Origin of the sequence: Neorhizobium sp. SHOUNA12A (assembly GCF_023006505.1) — a bacterium.
GTDB lineage: Bacteria > Pseudomonadota > Alphaproteobacteria > Rhizobiales > Rhizobiaceae > Neorhizobium.
Genome location: NZ_JALBGV010000035.1, coordinates 1 through 17,682, shown reverse-complemented (window position 1 = coordinate 17,682; position 17,682 = coordinate 1). Strand labels below are relative to the sequence as shown.

Annotated in this window: 18 protein-coding genes and 1 pseudogene; 8 read left to right on the top strand and 11 right to left on the bottom strand. The window is 59.9% G+C overall.

The features are described from left to right. Positions 1-2: 2 nt before the first annotated feature. The 4 genes from MOV63_RS16885 to MOV63_RS16870 all read right to left on the bottom strand — a co-directional run bounded on the left by MOV63_RS16885 (position 3) and on the right by MOV63_RS16870 (position 3,618). A complete protein-coding gene (locus MOV63_RS16885; protein WP_247035076.1) occupies positions 3-662 on the bottom strand; it encodes an amino acid ABC transporter permease in 660 nt (219 codons plus the stop codon). Positions 663-733: 71 nt separating this feature from the next. After that, entirely contained in the window at positions 734-1,576 is an 843-nt protein-coding gene (locus MOV63_RS16880) for a transporter substrate-binding domain-containing protein (RefSeq protein WP_247035075.1), read from the bottom strand. 96 nt (positions 1,577-1,672) lie between these two features. Continuing rightward, the gene (locus tag MOV63_RS16875) at positions 1,673-2,443 is read right to left on the bottom strand and encodes an amino acid ABC transporter ATP-binding protein (protein ID WP_293404506.1); all 771 of its coding nucleotides are present in this window, start codon (positions 2,441-2,443) and stop codon (positions 1,673-1,675) included. Positions 2,444-2,469: 26 nt separating this feature from the next. Beyond that, positions 2,470-3,618: an NAD(P)/FAD-dependent oxidoreductase gene (locus MOV63_RS16870; protein ID WP_405029341.1), complete on the bottom strand. Its 1,149-nt coding sequence runs from the start codon at positions 3,616-3,618 to the stop codon at positions 2,470-2,472. 167 nt (positions 3,619-3,785) lie between these two features. Here MOV63_RS16870 and MOV63_RS16865 point away from each other — a divergent pair, with 167 nt between their 5' ends. Next, positions 3,786-4,904 carry a LacI family DNA-binding transcriptional regulator gene (locus MOV63_RS16865; protein WP_247035071.1) on the top strand — a complete coding sequence of 373 codons (1,119 nt, stop codon included), beginning with the start codon at positions 3,786-3,788 and terminating at the stop codon, positions 4,902-4,904. 183 nt (positions 4,905-5,087) lie between these two features. Here the strand turns inward: MOV63_RS16865 and MOV63_RS16860 are convergent. Next, positions 5,088-5,696 (bottom strand): annotated as a pseudogene (locus MOV63_RS16860) (IS5 family transposase). Between the two features lie 77 nt (positions 5,697-5,773). Further along, on the bottom strand, positions 5,774-6,496 hold the full coding sequence (locus MOV63_RS16855) for a TetR/AcrR family transcriptional regulator C-terminal domain-containing protein (protein ID WP_247035069.1): 723 nt from the start codon (positions 6,494-6,496) through the stop codon (positions 5,774-5,776). A gap of 139 nt (positions 6,497-6,635) precedes the next feature. On the opposite strand from MOV63_RS16855, the gene MOV63_RS16850 reads away from it, so the two are divergent. Continuing rightward, positions 6,636-7,766, top strand: coding sequence for an NAD(P)/FAD-dependent oxidoreductase (locus MOV63_RS16850; RefSeq protein ID WP_247035066.1), 1,131 nt, complete (start codon positions 6,636-6,638; stop codon positions 7,764-7,766). Between the two features lie 391 nt (positions 7,767-8,157). Here MOV63_RS16850 and MOV63_RS16845 read toward each other — a convergent pair whose 3' ends face one another. The 3 genes from MOV63_RS16845 to MOV63_RS16835 are packed head-to-tail and all read right to left on the bottom strand — an operon-like array spanning position 8,158 to position 11,187. After that, positions 8,158-9,312, bottom strand: a complete 1,155-nt coding sequence (locus MOV63_RS16845) for a zinc-binding alcohol dehydrogenase family protein (protein WP_247035064.1) — start codon at positions 9,310-9,312, stop codon at positions 8,158-8,160. Further along, positions 9,293-10,285: an NADPH:quinone reductase gene (locus MOV63_RS16840; RefSeq protein WP_247035062.1), complete on the bottom strand. Its 993-nt coding sequence runs from the start codon at positions 10,283-10,285 to the stop codon at positions 9,293-9,295. Before MOV63_RS16840 ends, MOV63_RS16845 begins: the two co-directional genes overlap by 20 nt. A gap of 29 nt (positions 10,286-10,314) precedes the next feature. Continuing rightward, positions 10,315-11,187 (bottom strand): NAD(P)-dependent oxidoreductase, encoded by an 873-nt coding sequence (locus MOV63_RS16835; protein WP_247035060.1) that lies wholly within the window; start codon positions 11,185-11,187, stop codon positions 10,315-10,317. Between the two features lie 95 nt (positions 11,188-11,282). On the opposite strand from MOV63_RS16835, the gene MOV63_RS16830 reads away from it, so the two are divergent. Then, positions 11,283-12,068 (top strand): helix-turn-helix transcriptional regulator, encoded by a 786-nt coding sequence (locus MOV63_RS16830; RefSeq protein ID WP_247035058.1) that lies wholly within the window; start codon positions 11,283-11,285, stop codon positions 12,066-12,068. A gap of 214 nt (positions 12,069-12,282) precedes the next feature. Here the strand turns inward: MOV63_RS16830 and MOV63_RS16825 are convergent, their stop codons facing one another. Further along, positions 12,283-13,188, bottom strand: a complete 906-nt coding sequence (locus tag MOV63_RS16825) for a LysR family transcriptional regulator (protein WP_247035056.1) — start codon at positions 13,186-13,188, stop codon at positions 12,283-12,285. 126 nt (positions 13,189-13,314) lie between these two features. Here MOV63_RS16825 and MOV63_RS16820 point away from each other — a divergent pair, with 126 nt between their 5' ends. Both MOV63_RS16820 and MOV63_RS16815 read left to right on the top strand, forming a co-directional pair. Continuing rightward, positions 13,315-14,028 (top strand): SDR family NAD(P)-dependent oxidoreductase, encoded by a 714-nt coding sequence (locus tag MOV63_RS16820; protein WP_258719220.1) that lies wholly within the window; start codon positions 13,315-13,317, stop codon positions 14,026-14,028. A 25-nt stretch (positions 14,029-14,053) separates the two neighbouring features. Next, positions 14,054-15,058 (top strand): amidohydrolase family protein, encoded by a 1,005-nt coding sequence (locus MOV63_RS16815; RefSeq protein ID WP_247035052.1) that lies wholly within the window; start codon positions 14,054-14,056, stop codon positions 15,056-15,058. A 40-nt stretch (positions 15,059-15,098) separates the two neighbouring features. Here MOV63_RS16815 and MOV63_RS16810 read toward each other — a convergent pair whose 3' ends face one another. Continuing rightward, positions 15,099-16,022, bottom strand: a complete 924-nt coding sequence (locus MOV63_RS16810; protein ID WP_247035048.1) for a LysR substrate-binding domain-containing protein — start codon at positions 16,020-16,022, stop codon at positions 15,099-15,101. Between the two features lie 106 nt (positions 16,023-16,128). On the opposite strand from MOV63_RS16810, the gene MOV63_RS16805 reads away from it, so the two are divergent. From MOV63_RS16805 to MOV63_RS16795, 3 genes are all read left to right on the top strand, one after another. Continuing rightward, complete coding sequence (locus tag MOV63_RS16805; protein WP_040125202.1) at positions 16,129-16,542, top strand: nuclear transport factor 2 family protein; 414 nt, start codon at positions 16,129-16,131, stop codon at positions 16,540-16,542. A gap of 84 nt (positions 16,543-16,626) precedes the next feature. Further along, positions 16,627-17,043, top strand: a complete 417-nt coding sequence (locus MOV63_RS16800; RefSeq protein WP_247035043.1) for a nuclear transport factor 2 family protein — start codon at positions 16,627-16,629, stop codon at positions 17,041-17,043. A gap of 60 nt (positions 17,044-17,103) precedes the next feature. Then, on the top strand, positions 17,104-17,682 hold a 579-nt coding region (locus MOV63_RS16795), incomplete at its 3' end, for an epoxide hydrolase family protein (RefSeq protein WP_247035041.1).

Genomic DNA, 17,682 nt, shown 5'->3' with positions numbered 1-17,682 from the left:
GTCTACCTCCCGCCGAATGGTCGGCTGAGACGCCGTTCGACCACGTAGCCGAGGCCAGAGATGGTGAAGACGCAGAGCAGATAAATCACGCAAATCGAAGCGAACATCTCGATCGCCCGGAAATCGTAGGCGATCCGGTCGACAGCGACAAAAGTCAGTTCCACCAGGCCGATCGCCTGCAGGTATGCGGAATTCTTCACCGTTGCCACGATCGTATTCATAGCCGACGGCAGAGCGGCGCGGGTCGCCAGAGGCAGGATGACGAATACCGAATGTTGCCATCGCTTGAGGCCGAGCGACGCCGACGCATCATACATTCCTCTGCCGACAGCCGCGAGACCGGCCCGGAAATTTTCGATCTGAAAGGCACTTGCCCAGGCCGTCAGCGCAATGACCCCGGACCAGAAGATGCTGAACCGCATCCCCAGGCTTGGAAGGCCATAGAATATGAAGAATATCTGCACGAGGTAAGGCGTGCCTCGGATGAATTCGACATAGGCCGTGACAGCATATTGCAGCGGTTTGACCCCGCTTGTCCGCAAAACCGCGCCTAACAGGCCGATAAGGCAAGACAGGAATATTGCGAGAAAGCTGACGATCAGCGTCGTTTTCAGGCCGGTCATCAGATCCGGCAGGGCCTCGAGAATATAAGCAAAATCCATGGCCGTCATCCTGCTCGAAAATACCGGTGAACATGGGTCCTGACGGTCGAACCGTCAGGACCCATGTTCGTTCACTTTGCGGCCGGCGGATCCGTTTCGAAGGATTTTACCATTTCCGCCGCGACAATCGGATCCTTGACGAAGGTCGGCACAGTCTTTGAGTAAAATTTCTCGTTCTTCAGTTTCTTGAGGACGCCATTGACGAAAGCCTTGAGCTCGTCTTCACCCTTGCGGACGCCAACACCATTGAAGCCGAGATCGACAGGCTCTTCCAGCGTTCGGAATTCAGGATAGTTGGCCGCAAGCGTCGCGATGGTGATCGCATCGCCCACATATCCGTCGGCACGGCCCTGCTGCAGGGCCTGCAGATTGTCGGCATTGGTGTTGAGTTGGACGAATTCCAGGCTCGGAATGCGCTCCTTCAGCCACTTCAGCTGCGACCCGCCCTTGATGATGAGCATCGACTTGCCGTCGAGGTCGGCCAGCTTCTGAACCTTGCTGTCCTTCGGTACGATCACCCGGCTGCTGCCCCAATAGTAGATATCGGAGTAATCGATCACCTGTTCGCGAGACGGAGTCTTGCCGAGCGTGGCAATGATCAGGTCGATCTTCCCACCAGTCAGGGAAGGAATGCGGGCGTCCGTCGCTACGCAGCTCAGTTCCGCCTTTTCGGCGACCCCGAAGGCGGCAATGCCGATTTGCTTTGCCATTTCGATCTCTATACCGGCCGGCTTGCCGTCCGTGCCGGATGCTCCGAACGGAGGAGAATCGCATTTGACGCCGATCCGGACCACGCCGGCGTCCTTGATCGCCTTCGGCAGGGCCTGAGCCGAGGCGGACAGCGCCGGAACCACGAAGGCAAGAGTGCCGAGCGCTATGGCCGAACGGCGAAGCATGCTGATGGATATGTACATGGCTGTTGTTCCCTTTGTATCATTGTTTTGTCCACCGAACGTTTTCCCGTCCGTATGCTTTTTGCCGCAAACCGCGCCGGCTGCAGAAATAACCTGCTAGTGCAGTATCTGGTTGAGAAACGCCTTTGTCCGGCTTTCCCGTGGATTGCTGAAGAACTCCTCTGGAGGCGCGGTTTCGACGATCCGTCCCGCATCCATGAAGACGACCCGGTCCGCCACCTGCCGCGCGAAACCCATTTCATGCGTGACGCACACCATGGTCATGCCGTCGCTCGCCAGCTGCGCCATCGTGTCCAGCACCTCGCGCACGAGTTCCGGATCAAGTGCCGAGGTCGGTTCGTCGAACAGCATGATCTTCGGGTTCATGCAGAGCGATCGGGCGATAGCTGCGCGCTGCTGTTGCCCGCCGGACAACTGGTTTGGATAGAAATCGGCTTTGTCGGGAATTCGCACCCGTTCCAGATAGGCGCGCGCCACAGCCTCGGCATCCTTTCTCCCAACGCCCTTTACCCAGCGGGGAGCCAGCGTGCAGTTCTCGAGCACGGTAAGATGCGGATAGAGATTGAAGTTCTGAAACACCATGCCGACATCCTGCCGGATGCGGTCGATGATCTTCTTGTTGTCGGTCAGCTCCGTACCGTTGACGATGATGCGGCCTTTCTGGTGCCTTTCCAGATAGTTGATGCACCGGATCATGGTGGACTTGCCAGAACCCGAGGGACCACAAACCACCACTTTTTCGCCACGCCTGACGGTGAGGTTGACGTCATGCAACACCTGGAGAATGGAAAACCATTTGTCGACGCCGGACAATTCGACGGCAATTTCCGGATCGGTCATCTCCGCAGTCTTCTCCTTCGCCGTCATCTGCGATCCCCTCCTTAACGCTCGGCTTACGAGGCCAAGGCCTGACTTTTCTGTGCGAAACGGGCCGGCCGGAAATTTGCCAGCAGAGGGCTCATCTCACCGGTCACGATTTCACGGGCGACGAGCTCGCCGGTAATCAGCCCCAGCGTCGCGCCGCTATGGCTGAATGCGACGAAATAGCCCGGGATGCCCTCGAGCGGGCCGATCACCGATTCCCCGTCCCCAGGCACCGGCTTTGGTCCGCAATGATAGCTTTCCAATTCCAGTGCGGGATTGCCTTCGAGCACGTTCGAGGCTTCCGAAAGAAGGCGACGAAGCGTCTCATCCTTCACCTCGCAAGTCCCGTCGGACCCACGGTTGAGTTCCTCCTCCGACCATGCGGAATCGCAGACGATGGCGCCGTCCGGCGTGGGGCGCAGCGCCACGTTCGGTGTATTGAGAACCGCGCGAACTGCGAGCTTGAAAGGCTTCGATTTGACAAGAAGCGCGATCGGCGTGTCATCGGCAATGATATGGCCTGCCTGTTTTGCCATGTCAGGCACGGCTGCGCCGGTGGCGACGAGAACCGCATCCGCCTCCATATGCATGCCGTTTGCAGTCAAGACTCCTGCCGCACGTCCGGCTTTGGTATCGACGACGGCTTTGCCGGCATGGGTTACCACCTGGCCGCCGAGGGTTTTGAATTCCTGCACCAGGATGTCGATCAGGGAAGGTAGATCCACCCAGCCCTCACCCGGATTGAAAATCGCGCCCTGACGCGAAATCGCGGCCGCGTTGATGCCGGGCGTGACCTTCGCCACGTCTGCTGCGTCAAGAAGCTGGCAGTCATAACCAATTGCCTGCTCGTGAGCGTAGGCTTCGGCAATCCGGTTCGACGCGTCGTCCGCATCCCATGTCAGGCCGCCGTCGAAGCGAAGCCACGCAGCTCCTTCATTGCGGCTTGCCAGCGTCCGGTAGCGATCGATGCCGATAACCCGAAGACGGTGATATTCGGCGGAGCGGAAACGTGCCGAATTGAGCCATGCAAGGGACCGACCGGACGCGCCGCTGGCGAGCGCCCCTTCCGTGACAAGAGTGACGTGCACGCCGAGCCGGGCCAGGTGAAACGCCGAAGAAACACCAAAAATACCGCCGCCGATGACGGCGACCCGCTTGGCTGAGGATGGGGCTGTCAAATGCATATTCCTTCGTCTTTGATTGCCGCAGGGCTTCGTCTATCCAAGGCGTAAAAGCGCCGGTATTTCCAAATGAGACCGGTATCAACCGTATTTGAGACCGGTCTCACATGTCAATGGTGTGATTTTCTTGACGCCGTTTTTTTCTCAGCCTATGTCACGGACCTATGATGAAGAGAACGGCATCAAAGCGGCTGGTAACCATCTCGGACGTTGCCCAGAGCGCGGGCGTGTCCAAGGCGACGGCCGCACGTGTCCTGGGCAGCTACGGCACGGCAAGCCCGGTCGTGAAGGAGAAGGTTCGCGAAGCCGCAAAGAGGCTCGGTTATCAGGCCAACGAGCTTGCGCGCAGCATGACGACTGGAAAGTCGAAGACGATAGGCGTCGTCGTCGGCGATATCGAAAACCCGTATTTCGGTCAGGCCGTGCGCGGAATTAGCGATGCCGCGCACGCTGCCGGATTCGATGTCATCCTGTCCAATTCCGGCGAGGATGCCGCCAAGGAAAAGGCTGCCGTACGCGTGCTGATGGGCAAGCGGGTGGACGGATTGATCGTCACTCCAGCTTCGGTATTCGAGACCCAGCATCTGCACGAGGTCCAACGATCCGGCCGACCTCTCGTCCTTCTGGACCGGACCATCCCGGATCTTGCGGTCGATGCCGTCGTCACGGACGACCGGCAGGCGGCGGAGGCCGCTACCCGAGCCTTGATCGAGGCTGGCCATCGCCGTATCGCCTACATCTCTGCCACGGAATCGGAGGACCCGATCTACCGGGGACCGCACCAGATCAACCTCAGCACGGTGATGGAGAGAATAGAGGGCGTCGTCGCGGCAAGCCGCTCAGCCGGCATCCAGCATCCGGAACGTTATATCCGGCTCGGTGCCCACCGTCGCGGTCTGGGTGACAAGATCATTGCCGAATTGCTTCAGGGCGCCGACAGGCCGACTGCCATACTGGCGTCTGATACCGTGGTGGCGCTTGAAGTGTTCAAAACCCTCCGCAGATTGGGAATGTCCATCCCCGGCGATCTGTCGCTCGTCGCTTTCCACGATGCCGACTGGACAAGCGTGACCAGCCCGCCGATTACGGTCATCGCTCAGCCGGTCTACGAACTGGGATTTGAAAGCGCGCAGATCCTTGTCCGGCGTATTACCGGTATGGGCGATACGCCACGCTGCCGGGTACTCGCAACCACGCTCATCAAACGACAATCGATAGGGGCACCGCCGGAGCTTGAGGATAGCGGCGCGGTTCTCCAGGACGATGCCGCGAAAATCGGTTGATGCACCTCGCCGTCATTGCCGTTGATTCCAGCGCTGCAAACTGACGGCTGATGCCGCCCCAAAACCGGCAGATCTGACGCGAATTGCCCTCGACCTGAACGATCGAGGGCAAGCAGGTCGATATTGCGGGGAGACCTATTCCAGCTCGGTGTCTTCCACCGTGATGCCGGACTGGAAATGCCACTATTGGTACAAAGCTGCCGACCGGCTGATCCGCGACAAGTGAATGGTTCTGCGGTCGTAGCGGGTGGCGAAGCGGCGGAAGTGCTTCATTCGGTTGAAGCGCCGCTCGATGCGGTTGCGCTGTTTGTAGAGGAGTTCATCGTGCGGAATAATAATCTTGCGCGAGCGGTTTGACGGGATCACCGCCTCGGCTCCCATGTCGGCAATCGTTCCCGCAAGGCATTGCTGTCATAGGCTTTGTCAGCCAGCACGGCGCCCCAACGCCTGATCCTTGGCCCCCCTTTCCGGAAGCTGCCTGCTGATGGGCACGGACGATCGTGCTGGCGATCATCAGGTATTGGTTGTCACGATCGGCCGTCAGCGTCTCGAACACCTGCTCCCAGATGCCAGCATGGCACCAGCGGCTGAAGCGCTTATGCACCGTCTTCCACTTGCCATACCGCTCCGGCAGATCGCGCCAATGTGCGCCGGAGCGCAAAACCCAGAGGCAACCATTGATAAACAAACGATTATCCGAGCCTGTACGCCCCGGATCGCCCACCTGCCCGGCAACAAGGACACAATCTTCGTCCACTGCCCATCACTCAGTTCATAACGCTTAGCCGCCATAACGACCCCCGTAGTTCAACACGGTGTCCCATGAATCAGCGGTCAGGTGATTTGGGAATCCTGAATGTCGATCCGACCTAGTTCGGAGATCTTCGCGCAATCCCGTCGAGGACGCACTCGAGGCCCTCGTAAAAAACTGCCTCAGGCGTGGGATGATCCATTTCACTGATGACCCTGGCGAGCATCGGGAAGCGTCCAGTCGCGATCATTCTTTGCATATACGGCCAGTTTTCGGCTTGCCATTCCGCTTTGGTCATCTCGCTTTCCAAAACTGCGACCGCTTCGGCAGTCTCGTCGCGGACCGCACCGAGGACATAGGCGCCGATAACCTTCGCCGCCTGGAAAATCGCATCAATCCCGTCGAGGCCAGGCGCATCTGCGACTGCTGCCAACATAGCCTCGGTGAACGCCAGGGCATTGGGGCCTTGATGCGGCCTTCCGCCCAACAAGGCGATGAACCAGGGGTGGCGGAATGCGGCACCCCGCAAGGCACATGCAAGTGTAGCGATTTGCAGGCGCCATTCATCCGCGGGTGTCTCTTTTTCGGCGAGCATTTCCGCGTAGACCGCGTCGATCATTAGCGCAAGCAGATCCTCCTTGGTGGCGATGTAGCCATAAAGCCGCATGGGACCCGCACCCAGCGCGGTTGCCACGTTGCGCAGCGTCACTGCCGAAAGCCCTTCGGCATCGGCCAACACGATGGCGGTACGGACTATGGCGTCGCGGCTGAGCGGCACAGGGGCGGGACGCGGCCGGGGCTCCGGACGCTCCCAGGGCATGCTGGATGCATTCTTCGACATACCGGCAGGATAGCATCCAAATTGGACCAATGCGACGTATGTTTCGATACATTGCATCGAACGATACAATGTATCGATTCTTCGGCCGGGCTCTGCTATTGGATAGCCTCGAAAATCGTCCCTCCTGTCCGGAATTCAAATGCACAGTCCAAAAGTGATCATCATCGGCGCGGGGGTGGCTGGTCTCAGCCTCGCCATCATGCTTGCCGAACAGAATATCGATTGTCAGGTTCTCGAAGCGAGGGAACGGTTCGATGGGCCGACGAGCGGCGTGCGCGTATCCGCCGAGGGTGTCGCCATCCTGAACCTGATAAAACTGACCCCTGTGGGCGAGGCCACAAAGAGAGTGGACATGCGCTTTGGCTGCCTGTCCGCCAGCTTCTCCGCTCGGGAGATTGCTCCCTCCGCAATCATCGTCACGCGGCTGGCGCTCCATGAAAAACTGATGAAGCGCGCACAGGCCCTCGGCATTCCGGTGACAACCGGGTTCAAGGTCGCCAGTCTAACCGAACGGGACGGCGGGGTCGAAGTGACGTCGCACTCGCGGGAAACCGTTACTGGCACCCTGCTCGTCGGGGCAGATGGCGTGGGTTCAACGGTCCGGCAGTTCCTGAACCCCGGCCAGGGGTCAACCAAGACCTATGCCGGATATCTGGAGGTCGGGCTCATTACCCGTGACGATGCCAACGTCGAAATGACGCTCTACCACTATCCCGGCCAACAGGTCGGAATCGCCTCCTGCGGGAAGGCGCACGAGACAGCCACGAAGCCGAGCGTATTCCTGTGGACGCATATTCCCATGCCCGAAGCGGAGGCCGGCCTGGCAACGCGAGCGGGTGTCGAGGCAGAACTGGCGAGACGCGCTGAACGATGGAGCCCTGAGCTTCGCAGCAAATTCGACCAGTTCACCAAGGACGCCGACGCCATATTGGCCTACGGCCCTGTCTATAATGGAACGTCCCCGGTCCGATGGTTCAGCGACCGGACTATCTTATGCGGGGATGCCGCACATCCCTATGGACCTGGCGGACAAGGAATCAGCATGGCGCTGAAGGATGCCAGGGCGCTGTGCGACGTCATCGCGCACGGCTTTACCGAAAATAACAAGGAGGAATTCCAGAGAACCCGAGGTCAGGAGGCCCGCATCCTTGGTGAGGCGGCAGAGAAGAGGAATGCCAGGACGGCACCGCCTACTCAATGGGGGGTATTCATTGAGGGAATTGTCATGAAGGCTACCGAGATCATCACTCGGGGGAAGCTGATATTTTGAGGCCGTGGCACTGCAGAACTGGACAGGTCACGGACCGGCGGGGAACTCGCCACGTGCCTCCATCTCGATATGCTGCCGGCCAGAGGCACAATCTCTCGAAGCTGGCGGTTCCGGATCGTTCTTTCAATTTTCGTGGCTTCGATCCGTGGCACGATCAATCTCATTCATTGTTGGGCGATTGATCGGCCCGTTCTTGAAAGAGACATCTCTTGTATGCGGCTTGATGAAGGTGCCCACGAACGGCGGGTTTGGAAAATCTGACGAGCTACTGCATCATTTCAACTGCGTCTGACGTTGGCCCCGCGATTCAAGTATGCCCTGATTCAACGGGATGGCGCCCATGCCGGAACTAGCTCACGCGGCATTTCCATCGTATGCCGGAGCCGTTCGCCTATGCCTCCAGACTCACCACTACTTTTGCGCCTGACATCCCACTTTTCTGAGTGTGCAGGGCGGTCTGGAGGCTTTCCAAGCCGTGGCCAGCGATCTGCGCCGGTGGCGCGGGCTGGAATTTACCTCCGGCAAGCGCATCGGCGAGAAAGTCGACATACACGATTTTGCTGACCTCGTTATCTTTGAGGCTGGTCCCAAAGATCAGTCTGGTTTCAACGCCGGCAGCTAAGTCCGTTGGAGGAGGCAGCGTTGTCGACACGAACCGTCTCCCGTCGCAAACGCTGATTGCAGAAAAGCAATCCTGGATATTTCCTGTCGCATGGAGGGCGCCAACGAACTCTCTTCCGCGCAGAGCTTCCACCACCTGATCTACCACGTACTTATCGGCATGGTCGAACATGAGCGTAGCGCCCAGGCTCTTCACCATGTCCATGTTATGCGGCGATGCTGTAGTGATGCATTCGTAGCCTGCAGCAACAGCGAGCTGGATTGCATTGCACCCGACACTCGATGAGCCGCCCCAGACCAAGATGGTCTTTCCGGTCGCTTTCGGCGTCAACGACGGGTGTTCCAAGCCAAGGTGGTTCTTTTCGAACAAGCCGCAAGCCGCGGTACCGAGGCCGAGAGGCAGGACGGCGGCATTCACATAGGAAATATTCGACGGTATTTTCGAAGCCATGTTTGAGAGGACTAGGGTAAAGCTCTGAAAAGCGCCGTGCGCAGGCCGATTTGTGGTCGCCCCAACCGCTTGCCCAAGGACGCGGTCGCCAACCTTGAATCTCACGACATTGGTGCCGACCGCAACGACATCTCCTGCGACATCGCTGCCGAGGATCGCGGGATAGTCCAGCCATGGGAACAGCGCGGTGTCCTGCAGCAACCAGTCCACTGGATTGATGGCGATTGCCCTGTTTCGGACAAGGATTTCGTTCGGACCGGGTTGCGGCGCTTCAATGGGGGCCAACTGAAGTGGTTGACCGAGATCGGGCTGCCAGGCAGCGATAGAATGGTCCATGTTTTCTCCCCGATGTTTAGAAGTTATTTGATTGCGGGGGCTGCCTACCGCGACCACGCCGACCGGAATTGTCCTGACCGGTTGACTGCCGATGAGCGCATTCTTGCCCGGCGCACTTTCAATCACCGACCCGGACAAGAATTTTGCCGACGATCTTTCCGGATTCCTGGGCTGCATGCGCTTGGGCAATGTGCTGCATTGGAACTTCGAGGCCGATGTGAGGCCGATAGCGACCTGCCGCAACGCATGCCGTCACCTCCTTAACGGCCAACTGAAAGGCCGCGTCGGGAATGGTGGTGAAAAACACGAAGCGAAACACATAGCTCCCGAACATCGCTGTCCGGAACGGCATCGTCAGCTTGGCTGTGGGATCTTCTGTCGCATAGGCCGTGACAACCCCGCCTGGCGCCAGACATGCGATGTCGACGTCGACATTGTTGGCGAGATCAACGTCGACAATCCGATCGACGCCGGCATCTCCGGTAGCGTTCCTGATTGCCGCGGCGACGTGTTCAGAATGCCTGTTGATGATGAGATCAGCGCCAGCGTCGAGTGCCACCTTCTCCTGTTCCGGGCGACTGACGGTCGCCGCCACCCATGCCCCTGCCCATTTGGCGAGAAGGATCGAGGCAGTGCCGACAGCGCCGCCGCCGCCCTGGACAAGAACTCGCCGCCCGCGGACATCCCCATCGGCAAACAGGCATCGATGCGCGGTAATCGCTGCCACGCCCAAACAGGCGCCGGTCTCGAACGAGGTGTTGTCCGGCAAACGGACTGCCAGGTTGCTTGGAAGCACCACGAACTCTGCAGCGGTTCCATAGGGCCGGCCGTATTGCGCGCGGTAAAGCCAAACCCGTTCTCCGAGCCGTGCTTCGGGGACACCGGGGCCGATCTTGTCGATCGTGCCTGCGCCATCGTGATGGGGAACGATGCGGGGGAACGCCATCGGCGCACCGGCAAAGCCAGTCCTGGCCTTGATATCGGTCGGATTGACACCGGAGATCGCGACCTTCACGCGGACCTCGCCGAAACCGGGTTCGGGATCGGCAAGTTCCCCAACCACAAGAACGTCGTCGGCGGTCCCTTGCCGATCATAGTAGGCTGCTAGCATGGTGTGCACTCACTTCTAGGGATTGTCATCTATGCAACCGCGCTGGCCATTCGAGCTGGACGCCCCAATGCGGTAGACCAGTCCTCTGCTCCAAAGCCCATGTCTTGCGCTCGAGACAGGCTTTCGCGGAGGGCCTTCAGAACTCGGTTGCTCAATTGATTTTCTGCGGAGATCGCCGCCAGTAGCCCCATATCCTTGATCGGCATCGCAAGTCCGCTCGCAGGAAGCGGTCGCGCACCGGTGACCGATGGCGCATAGCTTTTGTAGATCGGCGAAGCGAACAGGGTGTCTGTCATCAGGGTCATGAAGGCGTCGGCATCTGCTTTCTCAGCCTTCAGGATGCCCGTCGTTTCCGCCATGGCTGCGACCGCGGCGCCGATCAGGAAGTTGCCGCAGAGCTTTGCTACGTTCGCTTGACGAGGCTCATTGCCTAGTGCCCAGACGCGACCAAAACTCTCGAGATAAGGACGCGCCTTTTCAAGCAGCCCGGGGTCACCGGCGACGCATATATTGGCGGCCTTTTGCTCGACGGCCTCGGGTCGGCCGAATAGCGGAGCAGAGAGATAGCCGATGCCTGCAGTCTGATGCACCAAGGTAAGCTCATCGGCGAGATTTGGGCTTAGCGTTGACAGGCAGACGTGCAGAGTCTCTCGACCGGTCGCCGAAGCAATTGCCTCGTGCGTGATGACCTCGCGAACGGCGGCATCGTCGAACAGGATGGACAGGACTAGCTCAGAAGCGAACGCATCACGGACGTCATTCAGCGGAGTGGCGCCCAACGCCACCATCTTTTCGACGGCGGCAGGCGACCGGTTCCAAACCCTCACCTCTTCGCCGAGAATGAGAAGGTGGGGGACAACGGCCGTCCCGATTCTCCCAAGGCCGACAACGGAAACTGACATGAACTTCTCCCTGTTGCCAAGACAATATCGGGAGAACTATGCTGTTACCATATGACTTTTATCCTGTTACTAAAGCAATAGCTGGGGATGCTTGGATGACGGCGGAGCGATTGGCACGACCAGCGGCGCGAAACGAGCTGTCGGAGTTCGTTCGGTATTGTCGCGAGCAAGCCTCACCCGAAGAACTTGGCATAAGCCCCGGTCCCCGCAGACGGACAAAGGGTCTTCGCCGCGAGGAGGTCGCGACCTTAGCTGGCGTTGGCATCACTTGGTACACGTGGTTCGAGCAAGGGCGCGATATCAAGGTTTCCGATGATTTCCTCAATCGCCTGGTCCGCGGTCTTCGGCTCGACCGTGCCGAGCAGGAGCATCTTTACGCTTTGGCGGGTCGGGTGGCCCGGCGGTCTCAAGCGCAGGTTTCAGAGTTGCCCGCCGGGCTTTTGACCATGATCAACGCTCTTTCCGACCCCGCCTACATTCTCGACAAAAGGTGGGATGTCTTGGCCTTCAACAAGGCGGCGTCTGAGCAGTTTCCGATGTTCGGTGAGCAAAACCCGAACATTCTTCGCATCGTGTTTTTTTCCGACGCTTACCGGAAAAGCGTGCGTGACTGGCAATCGACAGCCCGACTTATGTTCCTCAAAGCCCGTCATGACTACCTTACCGGCGGCTCGGATCCGATCCTTCGCGGTTTGCTGGATGAGATAGTGGATGCGTTTCCGCTTGCGAAGAAATGGTGGAGCGACCCGGAAATCGTCCGAATTGGCGACAGCCGAAAGGAATTGCATTCGGCAAACTTTGGCTGGCGGACCTTTCACCTCAGCGTGCTCGTTTATGAAGACAGGCCCGACATTCGGATCATCGTCTACAGTACTGGGTGAGGATAGCTGATGGACCAACCCCCAGGCTGCCAGGCCAGCGGAAAAACAGAGCCTATCGAAGCCTGCTACCTTGCGGTACGGTCCGAAAGCAATGTCGGTTTTAGTACGAACATCGCTACGGAGACGCCTTCCCTCGTAAGCTCAAATGGTTTCCGCCTTTCCGGACGATGATGCCCATGCCCGTGTTGAAATCGCAGCCTGCGTCTGGCTCGCGTCAGGGCATCGTCTGACAAAGCGCTGCGAACTTCTGACGGAACCATCGGTGGGCCGGGTCTGCATCGAGGCGGGGGTGCCACATCACGCTGATTGCCAGTTCGGGCGTGGACACGGGAAGGTCGAAGCCTTCCAGGCCCTGCGCTGCCACTTCCTCGTCGCGAAGACAGGAGCGCGGCGCCAGTGCGATGAGGTCGGACTGACGCGCGATCGTCAACGCATCGAGGAAACCCGGGACAACCGCGACGACCCTGCGTTCCAGGCCCAGTTCCTGAAGCGCGTCGTCCACTGGGCCCGTTAACGCCCCGCGGCGCGATGCGACGACATGCCCACAAGCGGCGTAACGCTGCGGCGTCATCGCTCCGTCGAGCAAGGGGTGTCCAAGGCGGGCCACGCCGATGAAGCGGTCGCGAAAGAGCAGCAGGGTGCGCACCTCGGGCGCGGACACACCCTGAGTGCCAACTTCGACGTCGATCGTTCCCTCCCGTAACGGGGTCGCATCCTTGTCGGGTTTAGGCGCGAAGCGAAGGCGGACAAGCGGGGCCTCGCGCGTAATCGCCGTGACGATCGCCGCAGCGAATAGCGTTACGAAACCTTCGTTGGCGCGGATCGTGAAGGTTCGGTCGAGCGAAGCCAGGTCCAGTGACTCTACGGTTGGAGTCAGCACCGCACGCGCGTCGCGGGCGAGGACGTGAACGCGCTCTACCAGTTGCTCGGCATAGGGGGTGGGGACGAGTGAGCGCCCGGCCTGTACCAACAGCGGGTCGCCCGTGGCCGAACGCAGCCGCGCCAGCGTCCGACTCATAGCGGAAGGGCTGAGGCCGAGACGTCTGGCAGCGGATGTCACGCTGCGCTCCGTCAGCAATGCGTCCAGTGCCGTAAGCAAGTTCAGGTCGATAGGAGTCATAGCTGGATCATACCGCGGCGCCCCATGATGTATAGCGTTTGGTGCAACGATAGTTTGTGTTTGATGCGCCTGGTGCATCCCGTGGTCAAACGCATAATTGGGTGGCAACGATGAAAGGCCGGCCACATGAACAGATTTTCGGGTGAGCATACCAGGACAATACTGCTTGTCGGCGCATCGCGCGGCCTCGGACACGCGATGGCGATCGAGTTCGTCAAGAAGGGATGGCAGGTCGTGGGCACGGTCCGCGAAAGCGGCCGGACCGATTTACACACGCTCGCCGATGCCCATCCAGATCAGGTAACGATCGCGCCGCTCGACATCACCGAGCCTGAGCAGATTTCTGCGTTGCACGAGCAACTATCAAACCGCGTCTTGGACATCCTGTTTGTCAACTCTGGCATAGCCAATAGACACGCATCCGCGCCGATCGCCCAAGCTTCGACCGACGAATTCATGCAAGTGATGCTGACCAATGCGCTGGGGGTGATGCGCGCCGTCGAGAGCCTCCAGGATCTGGTAACCGCCGATGGTCTCATCGGAGTCATGTCGTCCGGACAGGGCAGCATCGCCAACAACACCAATGGCGGCTTCGAGGTCTATCGCGCAAGCAAGGCCGCCCTCAATCAACTCATGCGGAGCTATGCCGCCCGCCATGCCGACGATCCGCGCGCGATGGTGTTGATGGCGCCAGGCTGGATTCGCACCGCGCTGGGCGGACCAAACGCACCGTTTAGCATCGAGGAAACCGTTCCAATCCTGGTCGAAACGCTGCTCGCGCAGCGGGGGAAACCGCGGCTGCGCTTCATCGATCGGTTTGGCGAGACCGTGCCGTGGTGATCGCTCAAGAGACGGGAAGAGACCTATGAAGCTAATCGGCATTGAGGAACACTATCTGACGGCGGAAGTGCGCGAGGCCTGGAATGCGATTGATCTGGCTTCGGCGGATCCTTGCGTTTCCATTCACTCAGGAGAGTTCGAACGGCGCTTGCTTGATCTTGCCGACAGACGCATCGCCCTGATGGACGAGACCGGGCTCGACGTTCAGGTTCTGTCGCTGACCACGCCGGCGCTGCACGATCTGGGGCTGGAAAGCGTCGGTCTCGCACGAAGCGCCAACGACGCAGCAGCTGAGGCGGTCGCGCAGCGACCCGATCGTCTGCAGGCATTGGCGACGCTGCCGGTCGCGATGCCGGACGAGGCCGCGCTGGAGCTAGAGCGCTGCGTCCGAACCCTTGGCTTCAAGGGAGCTATCCTGTGCGGTCGGGTCGGACATCGAAATCTCGACCATCCGGAACTTCGCCCTGTATTCGAGAGCGCAGCCGCGCTGAACGTTCCTTTGCTGCTTCATCCCCGCACGCCCGCCCCAGAGGTTCGAGCCGCCTATTATTCCGGCTTCTCAGTAGAGGTCGATGCCGTATTCGCCATGTTCGGTCTCGGCTGGCATTATGATGCGGGCATCCAGTTCCTGCGTCTGGTGCTGAGCGGCACGTTCGATCGGTTGCCCGGCTTGCAAGTGATCCTCGGCCATTGGGGCGAGGTCGTGCGGTTCTATGCGGAACGGCTGGCGGCATTGGACCGCTTCTCGGGACTGAATCACCCTATTGCGACTTACCTGCGCCGCAACTTATACGTCACTGCGAGCGGCATGTTCCTGCCCGACTATCTGACGAGGGCCGCCGCGATCGTCGGAGCGGACCGGCTGCTGTTTTCCACGGACTTGCCCTACCAATATCGTCCGGGCGGCGATGCGCGGCGATTTCTGGCGGACTGCGGGCTGGACGAAACCGATCAGGCCGCGTTCGCCTATGGCAACTGGGTTCGCCTGACCGAAGGCGACCCAGCGACGTCGAACCGTGGCCAAAACTGACTGCATCTGATAGCGAAGCTCGGATGCGCGCCAGGTCGGTTCATGGACTTGTCCCGACTTTTGGTAACGCGAAGCCAGCCACCAGGTAATCGAGCAGGGCGCGGACGGCCGGTATCATCCCACGTCTGGATGGGAATACCGCATGCACGACGCCGCCGGGCGTCTTCCATTCTGGCAGCAGCCAAGTGAGGGCTCCGGCCTCGACTTCCATGGCGACCAGGTGGGCCGGTATGAGCGCGGCGCCGAGGCCGTCCAAAGCCGCGCCCTTTAGGGTCAGAAGATCATCTGTCGCAAGCCGGGGCATGATGGCGAGTTCTGACTTCTGCCCGGACAGGTGGGTCAGCCGCCACATGGTCCTGCCATCCGGCGCCGCCATTGACAGCAATGGCATGCCCGCCATGTCTCCAATAGCCGCAGGTTCCCCATAGGTGCGAACCAGGTCGGGCGTGGCGACCAGGATCATCTCTGAAATTCCAAACTGGCGCATGGCCAGTTCGGTATCCTCGATCGGCGGCAATCTCACGCGGATGGCAAGGTCGAGACCTTCTTCGATTACATCCACGCGCCGGTTGGTCGCATTAAGCGCAATGCGTACCTCAGGATAATCGCCCAGGAAACGACCGAGCAAGGCGCCGAGCCCCCCCTGCAGCAACCCGATCGGGCAAGACATCCGCACCAGCCCCTGAGGCCTGGCAAGGATGTGGTCGATCGCATCCCTTGCCGCCTGCGCTTCTTGGAGCAGTGCCACACAGTGTCGGTGGAAGATCTGACCGGCTTCGGTCAGCGACAAATGACGGGTCGTGCGATTGATCAGGCGCACGCCCAGTTCTTCCTCAAGCCGGGTAACCCGCCGGCTGAGTTTCGAAGTCTGAAGATCCAATGCTTTTGCCGCAGCCGTATAGGAACCCGAGTCCACGACCCGGGCAAAATAGTAGAGATCATTGAGGTCGGTGACGGATCGCATGATGGTCATTATTCTACTGGGAGCAAAAATCCATTGCAATTGGAGGCCTGAACATCAGTCTGGTGCAGTCCTATCTCGTCTGAAGAGCAGTAGAGGAGATAAGCACATGACTGAGAATGAGAAGATTGTCCGCGCGGCCTACGAGACCGCCGAGCGCCAGGATCTTGAGGCATTTATCAACTGTTTCACACCCGATGGTACGCTGACTGACCAATCCATCGCTGTCACCTACCAAGGCCGTGATGTGGCCAAGACGGTAGCAGTCTATGCGAAGGCCTTTCCCGACATGCATCGCGAACTGTTTCGCATGTTCGAGGTCGGCGACACGATCGTTGTGGAGCTGGCGCTACAGGGCACCCACAAGGGGCCACTCGACCTCCCGTCGGGAACCGTTCAGCCGACGGGCAAGCGAATGGACGCACCTTGCTGCGATGTCTTCCAAATCCGGGACGGCAAGATCCAGTCGTTCAACTGCTACCCCTCGGGCACCGTTGTCATGCAGCAACTCGGGCTTCGCTGAAGGCAACAACGGACGGACGAATTCGCCGCCGGGTAAACCTAGGTGCGGCCAGCCCCCTGGGCCATCTTCCGAGGAGATCTCATTATGAAAAAGTCATCTGAGTCCGCAGACCGGATTCGTGAGCTGCTCGACCGGAACCTGCAGGAGGTTTTCGGCGAGAACAACGATGAGCGCCGCCGCGCGGCGATCGGCGAACTCTGGGCGAAGGACGGCGTCCTCTATGTCCCGCCGGGCGTGATCGTCGGACGAGAGGCGATCGACAAGTTTGCTGGCGATCTCCGCAAGAAACAACCACACTTCGCCTACACGCCGCGTGGCGCGCCGCAGGTGCTCCACAACGCAGGTCGGCTCGCCTGGGGTTCGGGGCCGCGCGGCGAAGCGCCGGCATACACGGGATGCGATGTGATAACCGTCCGCGATGGCGGGATCACGGCCCTCTACGTCTTCCTCGACGAGAACTCGGAAGAGCTCCGTTGGAGTGGCGGCCAGATCGCGAGCTAGCCCAATGGTCCGAATCCCGACCGTTCCGCGAACGCTGCTTTATTTCGAAGAAGCCATCCGATGATCCGGCAATCGTCTTTCAATAATCTGAAATCGCCGTCGCGCAGGCTGGTTCTGCGCGGCCTGGTCAAAGGCATGACAGTCGCAACGCTTGGGGACTTGTCGACCGAAGCGTTTGCTGAAGATGCGACGCCCGTTCTCGCTCCTGCCAGCTCCGCGATCATACCCTTCCGGGTGGCCGTCCCGCAGGCTGCGCTAGACGACCTGAAGCGGCGCTTGGTCACAGCACGCCTTCCCGAGCGGGAGACAGTGGCCGACTGGTCGCAGGGCGTCCCGCTGGCCAAGGCCAAGGCGCTGATCGCCCATTGGCGTGACCATTACGACTGGAGGCGCTTTGAGCGTCGGATCAACACGATCCCGCAGTTCCGCACCGAGATCGATGGGCTCGGGTTTCATTTCATACATGTACGGTCGAAGCATCCGGGCGCGCTGCCGATGATCCTGACGCATGGCTGGCCGGGGTCGGTCGCCGAGTTCTTGGACGTGATCGGGCCGCTGACCGACCCAACCGCACACGGCGCTCGCGCTGAGGACGCGTTCGACGTCGTGATCCCCTCGCTGCCCGGCTTCGCCTGGTCC

What these genes read in the sequence shown, in the direction of transcription:
- MOV63_RS16885 (WP_247035076.1), bottom strand. Translation starts at nt 662, where the DNA reads ATGGATTTTGCTTATATTCTCGAGGCCCTGCCGGATCTGATGACCGGC.
- MOV63_RS16880 (WP_247035075.1), bottom strand. Translation starts at nt 1,576, where the DNA reads ATGTACATATCCATCAGCATGCTTCGCCGTTCGGCCATAGCGCTCGGC.
- MOV63_RS16875 (WP_293404506.1), bottom strand. Translation starts at nt 2,443, where the DNA reads ATGACGGCGAAGGAGAAGACTGCGGAGATGACCGATCCGGAAATTGCC.
- MOV63_RS16865 (WP_247035071.1), top strand. Translation starts at nt 3,786, where the DNA reads ATGATGAAGAGAACGGCATCAAAGCGGCTGGTAACCATCTCGGACGTT.
- MOV63_RS16855 (WP_247035069.1), bottom strand. Translation starts at nt 6,496, where the DNA reads ATGTCGAAGAATGCATCCAGCATGCCCTGGGAGCGTCCGGAGCCCCGG.
- MOV63_RS16850 (WP_247035066.1), top strand. Translation starts at nt 6,636, where the DNA reads ATGCACAGTCCAAAAGTGATCATCATCGGCGCGGGGGTGGCTGGTCTC.
- MOV63_RS16840 (WP_247035062.1), bottom strand. Translation starts at nt 10,285, where the DNA reads ATGCTAGCAGCCTACTATGATCGGCAAGGGACCGCCGACGACGTTCTT.
- MOV63_RS16835 (WP_247035060.1), bottom strand. Translation starts at nt 11,187, where the DNA reads ATGTCAGTTTCCGTTGTCGGCCTTGGGAGAATCGGGACGGCCGTTGTC.
- MOV63_RS16830 (WP_247035058.1), top strand. Translation starts at nt 11,283, where the DNA reads ATGACGGCGGAGCGATTGGCACGACCAGCGGCGCGAAACGAGCTGTCG.
- MOV63_RS16825 (WP_247035056.1), bottom strand. Translation starts at nt 13,188, where the DNA reads ATGACTCCTATCGACCTGAACTTGCTTACGGCACTGGACGCATTGCTG.
- MOV63_RS16820 (WP_258719220.1), top strand. Translation starts at nt 13,315, where the DNA reads ATGAACAGATTTTCGGGTGAGCATACCAGGACAATACTGCTTGTCGGC.
- MOV63_RS16815 (WP_247035052.1), top strand. Translation starts at nt 14,054, where the DNA reads ATGAAGCTAATCGGCATTGAGGAACACTATCTGACGGCGGAAGTGCGC.
- MOV63_RS16810 (WP_247035048.1), bottom strand. Translation starts at nt 16,022, where the DNA reads ATGCGATCCGTCACCGACCTCAATGATCTCTACTATTTTGCCCGGGTC.
- MOV63_RS16805 (WP_040125202.1), top strand. Translation starts at nt 16,129, where the DNA reads ATGACTGAGAATGAGAAGATTGTCCGCGCGGCCTACGAGACCGCCGAG.
- MOV63_RS16800 (WP_247035043.1), top strand. Translation starts at nt 16,627, where the DNA reads ATGAAAAAGTCATCTGAGTCCGCAGACCGGATTCGTGAGCTGCTCGAC.